Annotated in this window: 4 protein-coding genes; 2 read left to right on the top strand and 2 right to left on the bottom strand. The window is 75.3% G+C overall.

Annotation, left to right across the window (positions count from 1 at the left end; genetic code table 11):
- Both ACWGIU_RS25875 and ACWGIU_RS25870 read right to left on the bottom strand, forming a co-directional pair.
- A partial coding sequence (locus ACWGIU_RS25875; protein ID WP_453709581.1) for a glycogen debranching N-terminal domain-containing protein occupies positions 1-1,687 on the bottom strand: 1,687 nt, incomplete at its 3' end.
- Between the two features lie 212 nt (positions 1,688-1,899).
- Positions 1,900-3,162 (bottom strand): DUF4192 domain-containing protein, encoded by a 1,263-nt coding sequence (locus tag ACWGIU_RS25870; RefSeq protein WP_453709579.1) that lies wholly within the window; start codon positions 3,160-3,162, stop codon positions 1,900-1,902.
- A 120-nt stretch (positions 3,163-3,282) separates the two neighbouring features.
- Here ACWGIU_RS25870 and ACWGIU_RS25865 point away from each other — a divergent pair, with 120 nt between their 5' ends.
- The gene (locus tag ACWGIU_RS25865; RefSeq protein ID WP_453709577.1) at positions 3,283-5,442 is read left to right on the top strand and encodes a RecQ family ATP-dependent DNA helicase; all 2,160 of its coding nucleotides are present in this window, start codon (positions 3,283-3,285) and stop codon (positions 5,440-5,442) included.
- Between the two features lie 214 nt (positions 5,443-5,656).
- Positions 5,657-6,286: a hypothetical protein gene (locus ACWGIU_RS25860; RefSeq protein ID WP_453709575.1), complete on the top strand. Its 630-nt coding sequence runs from the start codon at positions 5,657-5,659 to the stop codon at positions 6,284-6,286.
- Positions 6,287-6,485 lie beyond the last annotated feature (199 nt).

The raw sequence follows: 6,485 nt of genomic DNA, 5'->3' as shown, positions 1-6,485 counted from the left end.
CCCGTTCCCCCAGCCCCGCCCCCGCCCCCTCCACTCTCTCCACCCGCCCCGCCGCCGCCTCCCGGTGGCCGCCCGGGCCCCCCCCGCCCACCGCCACCGCGCTCTCGTACGCCCGCACGGCGCCCGAGCGGTGGCCGAACGGGTTGTACCCGGGCTCCTTGACGGCCATGCTCCGCAGTCCCCATCCGGAGTCCATGGCGGGGGCTCCCAGCAGTCGGGCGAGCTGCTCGGTCCGGGTCCGGTCCAAGAGCCCCGGGGCTAGCCGGCCGCCACCGAGCAGTCCGGTGTCGAGCAGGTGGGCGGCGGCCCCCGTGAGCCGTGGCAGCGGCCTTCCGTCGGGGTGGATTGCCGAAGCGGGCCGGCCGCCGTCCGGACCGTCGATCCAGAACCCGGCCCGGAACCGTTCCCGCAGCACCGCCGCCCGCTCCCGCCATTCCTCGGCCCCGGGCCGCCCGCACGCGGCGAGCAGATCGGCGCCGAGCACGGCGGCCCGATGGGCGTGAGCCTGGGTCTCACAGCGCCGCGGACCCGGATCGGGGTCGGCCAGGAAGCCGTCCTCCCCCAAGGCGCCACGCAGCCAGTGCAGGCACCGCTCGGCGGCCGGCAGCAGCCGGGCCACCTCCTCCTCGGGCATGCCCCAGAGCCGGGCCTCCGCCAGGACCGCGGGGAAGGCCAGGGTCGCCTCGGTGCCCGTGCACCCCGGTGGAAGCTGCGCGCCCGCTCCGCGCAGCGGGCCCGGGATCTTCCCGAGGTCGGGCCCCGGATCCTCGGTCTGGGTGCGGGCGAGGATACGCAGGGTGGCCGCCGCGAGACCGGTCCCGAGGGGCAGCGCCATCCGGGCGGCCCAGAGCGATTCCGCCGGGGCCAGGCCCAGTCGCCAGGGCGCGCCCGCCGCGGCGAAGGCGTCGCCCGGCTTCTCGGGGTCGCGCAGGAGCAGCGCGCCCAGGTCCTCGACGCTGGTCCGGAACCAGGCCTCGGCCCTCGGATCGTCCCCTTCGGCCCGGGCGTCGGCCAATGGGTTCGCCACGTGCCCGGCGGGGGCCCGCTCGACGCGGTGCTGCGTGGTCCGCAGCTCGATGGTGCGGGATTCGCCCGGCGCCAGTTCGAGCTGCCAGCGCAGCAGCCCCGCCGAGGCCAGCGCGTCGTCCGGCGGCGGCTCGGCGGCGGTCACGGCCTGTGCCTCGCCGGTGCTCCAGCGCAGCCCGGCGGCGTGCACCCCGGCGGGCAGCTCCGGGCCGCCCCGGCCGGCGGCCACGGCGACCAGCTCCGCCAGGTCGGTGCCGAGCAGCACCTCCACGGGCAGGCGTACCGGCCGGGCCGTGAAACTGCGCAGGGTGATCCGCTCGGTGCCGTCCGCGTGCCGGACTCGTTCCACGCCGATGTCGGGGTCGGGGCCGGGCTCGGAGCCGGTGCGCACGGTCGAGGTGAAGACGGCCCGGTCGGCGGCGAGGCTGCGCCCCTGCACGGCCACCGGGTCCCGGCCGCCGACCCGCAGCACGCAGCGGGAGAGCAGGCGGCGCCCGGATCGGTAGATGCCGTCGATCCCCCGCCCGGTCAGCTGGCCGTCCTCAGGGGAGATCGCCAGACAGGGCGCGGAGACGCAGATGACGGCGTCGTGCACGGGCGGCAGTTCGGACCTGCGGGCGGCGGGCACGCCGGGTGGGCGGGGAGGTGCGGGGTGAGACATGTGTCGCCTTGTCTGCGCTCCGGTCGGTTCAGCTGGGCGGCGGCGCGGCCGGGCCCCCACCACCCCCCAGCTGAACGCCCCCGCCCTCACCCGGGTCACGGGCCCGGGCGCCGTCCGGGCGTGCCCGGGGTGAAGCCCGCGCCGCCGGGGCGGGCCCAAGGCGTACCGGAGCAGTCGCACCGGACCGCCGCACGAGGTGAACCGGTGCGCGCTCACTGTTCGCTTCCCGCGGTACGGCGCGCCCCACGGCGGGTCGTCCGGCCCCGTCGGCCGGGAGGATGGGTCACGGCGGAGGAGCGCCCTCGCCGGGGTTCCCGGCGGCGCCGCTCCTCCCGCAGGCACTGCCGCAGCCCCTCGGGGTCGATCCCTTCGTTGCAGGCGTGGTGGAGCAGCTGGGCGAAGCGGTACTCGGCGTCCGCCCGCAGCGCCAGGCCGAAGGCGATCCGGGCGGTCGGCTCGTCCCCCGTGGACCACGAGACCCAGCCGGCGAGGGTGAGCGGGGCAGCGGCGTGCTCCCCGTAGGCTCCGACGCAGCGCCGGGCCAGGGCCCGCCACAGCCGCAGGGCCGGGGCCGCCTCCTCGTCCTCCATCCATTCCGCGGCGACGTCCCGGATCTCACGGTCCTGGAGGCCCAGAATCAGTGAGGCGGCCTCGTCGTGGCCGAGCAGCGCGTCGTCCCAGTCGTCGGCGTGGGCGCCGCCCTCGACGGGCGGGGCCAGTGTCATGCGCCGCATCAGGGTCCGTGCCAGGGCGATGGTCTCGGCGCCGACCTCCTCGCGGGTGGCCCCGTCGAGGATCCTGGGCATCAGGGCGGCGGCGGCCCGGTCCAGAGCCTGTTCCGCCTCCTCGGCCACGGCACCGCGCAGCGGTGCCAGCCTGCTCTCGATCTCCTTGAGGGAGCCCCGGACCTGGAGTCCGGCGAAGGTGGCCGTCGCGGCCAGCACCGAGGTACCGACGGCGGCCAGTCGGCTGCCCTCGGCCGGGCAGCACCTCTCGTCGGGGCATACGTAGGACCAGAACCGTCCCGCCGACAGGCACATGGCCTCCAGTACGGGCACGTCCAGTGCGCCGCAGGCCAGCCGGATCCGCTGGGCGAGGGGGCGCAGCCGGGTCATCACCCGACGGCCGCCTTCCTCCGCGGTCGGTTCCTGGCAGAGGTAGACGACGATGCCGTCGGGCTTGCCGCCGCGCCGTTCGCTGCCCCGGATCAGGCACTCGGCGACCTGTCGGGCGGTGTCCTCCCATTCCGCGGGCGAGCTGGGGATGCCGACGCGGAGCCGGCCGCCGAAGCGTCCGCCCTCGCCGTGCACGGCGACCATGACGAGCGAGTCGGTCGGGTGGAAGCCGAGCATGTAGGGCAGCGCGTCGGCCAGTTCGGCCGGGCTGCGCAGGGTGATCTGCGGTCCGGTGACGGATCCGGCCGGGCTGATGGACGGCCGGTCGGACGAGCTGCTGGATTCGTGGTTGTTCGTCATGCCACGAAGGTCCCGCGCATGATCCGATCCCGAAAGCCCTGTGGATAACTCCCGCCGCCACCGTCCACAGGCCCGGAGCGGCATTGGCGCGATGTCGGAGGCATCAGGTTGCATGGGGGCATGAACGCAGACCTGAGGTCCTCGGCCGACTCCGTACTAGCCCGTCTCGTCGGCGACCCCACGGGCGCGGCCAGGCTGCGCGAGGACCAGTGGCGGGCGATCGAGGCCCTCGTCGCGCACAAGCGGCGGGCACTGGTGGTGCAGCGCACGGGCTGGGGCAAGTCCGCGGTGTACTTCGTCGCCACCTCGCTGCTGCGGGCGAACGGCGCCGGCCCCACCGTGATCGTCTCCCCGCTCCTCGCGTTGATGCGCAACCAGGTCGAGGCCGCGGCCCGTGCCGGGATCCGCGCCCGCACCATCAACTCCGCCAACCCCGAGGAGTGGGAGGGCATCCAGGCCGAGGTGGCGGCGGGTGAGGTCGATGTCCTGCTGGTGAGCCCGGAGCGGCTCAACAACCCTGATTTCCGCGACCAGGTCCTTCCCAAGCTCTCCGCCGCCACCGGTCTGCTCGTGGTCGACGAGGCGCACTGCATCTCCGACTGGGGTCACGACTTCCGCCCTGACTACCGCCGGCTGCGCACCATGCTGGCCGACCTGCCGCCGGGGGTCCCGGTACTCGCCACGACCGCCACGGCCAACGCCCGCGTGACCGCCGACGTCGCCGAACAGCTCGGCACCGGGGCCGGTACGGACGCTCTGGTGCTGCGCGGCCCGCTGGACCGCGAGAGCCTGAGTCTGGCCGTGCTGACCCTGCCCGACGCGGCGCACCGGCTGGCCTGGCTCGCCGACCACCTCGGGGAGCTGCCCGGCTCCGGGATCATCTACACGCTGACCGTGGCGGCCGCCGAGGAGGTCACCGCCTACCTGCGCCACCGGGGGCACATCGTGACCTCGTACACCGGAAAGACGGAGAACGCGGACCGCCAGCAGGCCGAGGACGACCTCCAGGCCAACCGGGTCAAGGCACTGGTGGCGACCTCCGCCCTCGGGATGGGCTTCGACAAGCCCGACCTCGGCTTCGTGGTGCACCTGGGGTCGCCCTCCTCCCCCATCGCCTACTACCAGCAGGTCGGCCGCGCCGGCCGTGGTGTGGAGCACGCGGAGGTCCTGCTGCTCCCCGGCCGGGAGGACGAGGCGATCTGGCAGTACTTCGCCTCGGTGGCCTTCCCGCCGGAGGAACAGGTGCGCCGCACGCTCGACGTCCTGGCGCAGGCCGGCCGGCCGCTGTCGCTGCCCGCCATGGAGCCGCTGGTCGATCTGCGCCGCACCCGGCTGGAGACCATGCTCAAGGTGCTCGACGTCGACGGCGCCGTGCACCGCGTCAAGGGCGGCTGGACCTCGACGGGCGAGCCCTGGGCCTATGACGCCGAGCGCTACGCGTGGGTCGCCCGCCAGCGGGCGACGGAGCAGCAGGCCATGCGTGACTACGCCGCGGCCACCGGATGCCGGATGGAGTTCCTGCGCCGCCAGCTCGACGACGAGGAGGCCGCGCCCTGCGGCCGCTGCGACAACTGCGCCGGGGCCCGGTTCACCGCGGAGGTCTCCAGCACCGCGCTGGACACGGCACGCGGTGAACTCGGCCGCCCGGGCGTGGAGCTGGAGCCGCGCAAGATGTGGCCGACCGGGCTCGCGGCGGTCGGCGTCGACCTCAAGGGCCGCATCCCCGCCGGGGAGCAGGCCTCGACGGGCCGGGCGCTGGGCCGACTGTCCGACATCGGGTGGGGCAACCGGCTGCGCCCGATGCTGGCCCCGCACGCTCCGGACCAGCCCGTTCCGGACGACGTCGCGCAGGCCGTGGTCGCGGTGCTCGCCGACTGGGCCCGGGGCCCGGGTGGCTGGGCCTCGGGGGCGCCGGACGCACCGGCCCGGCCGGTGGGCGTGGTCGCCCTGCCCTCGCGCAGCCACCCCCAGCTGATCGGTTCGCTGGCCGAGCGGATCGCGGAGATCGGGCGGATGCCGCTGCTCGGCGCGCTCGCCTACACGGACCAGGCCCCGGAGTTCGGATCGGTGTCCTCGAACAGCGCGCAGCGGGTGCGGGGACTCCACCAAGCCCTCACGGTGCCCCCCGCACTGGCCGACGCGCTGGCGCGGTCCGCGGGCCCGGTACTGCTGGTGGACGACCGCACCGAGAGCGGGTGGACCATGGCGGTCGCCGCCCGGCTGCTGCGGCGGGCAGGCGCGAAAGAGGTGTTCCCGCTGGTGCTGGCGCTTCAGGGCTAGCCGAATGCGTCATCTTCGGTGTGGCGGGGCAAGGATATGAACGGCATACCGGCGAATTCCGGTCGGCGGCGTCAATTGCTCGTTGCCGCACGCTCAGAAGCCACGCGAGAATTGGGGTGCTCCCGCTCGGCTCTTCGGCACCCTCCTGGGCCGCGCTGCGGCGCGCCCTGACTCCACCGTGCCCGTTCGCGGGCATGTACCCGAAGGGAGGACCGTGGCCTTCGGATTCGCGCCGCCCCCGACCACGTCCCTGGCCACAGCCACCGGCGGCACCAGCCGGCACGGCAGACTGCTGGAACCCGCGGAATGGACGGCAGCGGGCATTCCACTGCTCCGCAATCCGCGCGAGGTCGTGAGCGGGCTGCACTCCCGGCACAGCCCCGTCCCCTCGACCGCGGTCATCGCCGTCCTCGGCCCGGAGGAGCAGCTCGTGGCGAGCGCCTCCTTCGCGCAGCGGTCGGCCTCGGCCGACGGCTGGGAGTACCGCAACGCCCTGCTGTCCCGGCTGCGTCGGGTCCTCCCGCACGACCTGCGGCGGCGGACCCCGGTACGGACGGCCGTGCTGCTCTACTGCCGCGACGGCGACGAGCGGTGGACCGAGGAGGACGGGGCGTGGATGTGGGGGCTGCGGGACGCCTGCACCCTGCACGGCCTGCGCTGTGGCGCGTACATCACGCTCACCCACGGGGGCTGGCAGGTGCTGGGCGAGGGCCGTGGCGGTCGGCGCCCGAGCTCCGACTCCCGGCCGCAGCTCCTGGGCGACACCGTGGCCGAGTTCTCCCCGCTGGCCCTGCACACCGGGGGCGGCGCGGTCGAGGCCCTGCGGCGGACCGCGGCGCGCTGACCCTCGTGAGGTCCCCGCGTACGGCCCGGGTCCGTGCGGCTGCCACCACTTGTTCGTTCGCCGCTCGTCATACGAGCCGCGGTCCGCTCGCCTGCGGGCACGCCTCACGGCCGTACACCCGTGAACGGGCGTACGGCGGATCAGGCGTCGGGCTCCGGCTCGGGCCCCGGCGCGGGCTTCAGCGGGGCCGGCCCAAGGC

The sequence above is a fragment of the Streptomyces sp. NPDC054840 genome, from assembly GCF_053611065.1.
This window is presented reverse-complemented; position numbering and strand designations above follow the sequence as displayed.

What these genes read in the sequence shown, in the direction of transcription:
- ACWGIU_RS25870 (WP_453709579.1), bottom strand. Translation starts at nt 3,162, where the DNA reads ATGACGAACAACCACGAATCCAGCAGCTCGTCCGACCGGCCGTCCATC.
- ACWGIU_RS25865 (WP_453709577.1), top strand. Translation starts at nt 3,283, where the DNA reads ATGAACGCAGACCTGAGGTCCTCGGCCGACTCCGTACTAGCCCGTCTC.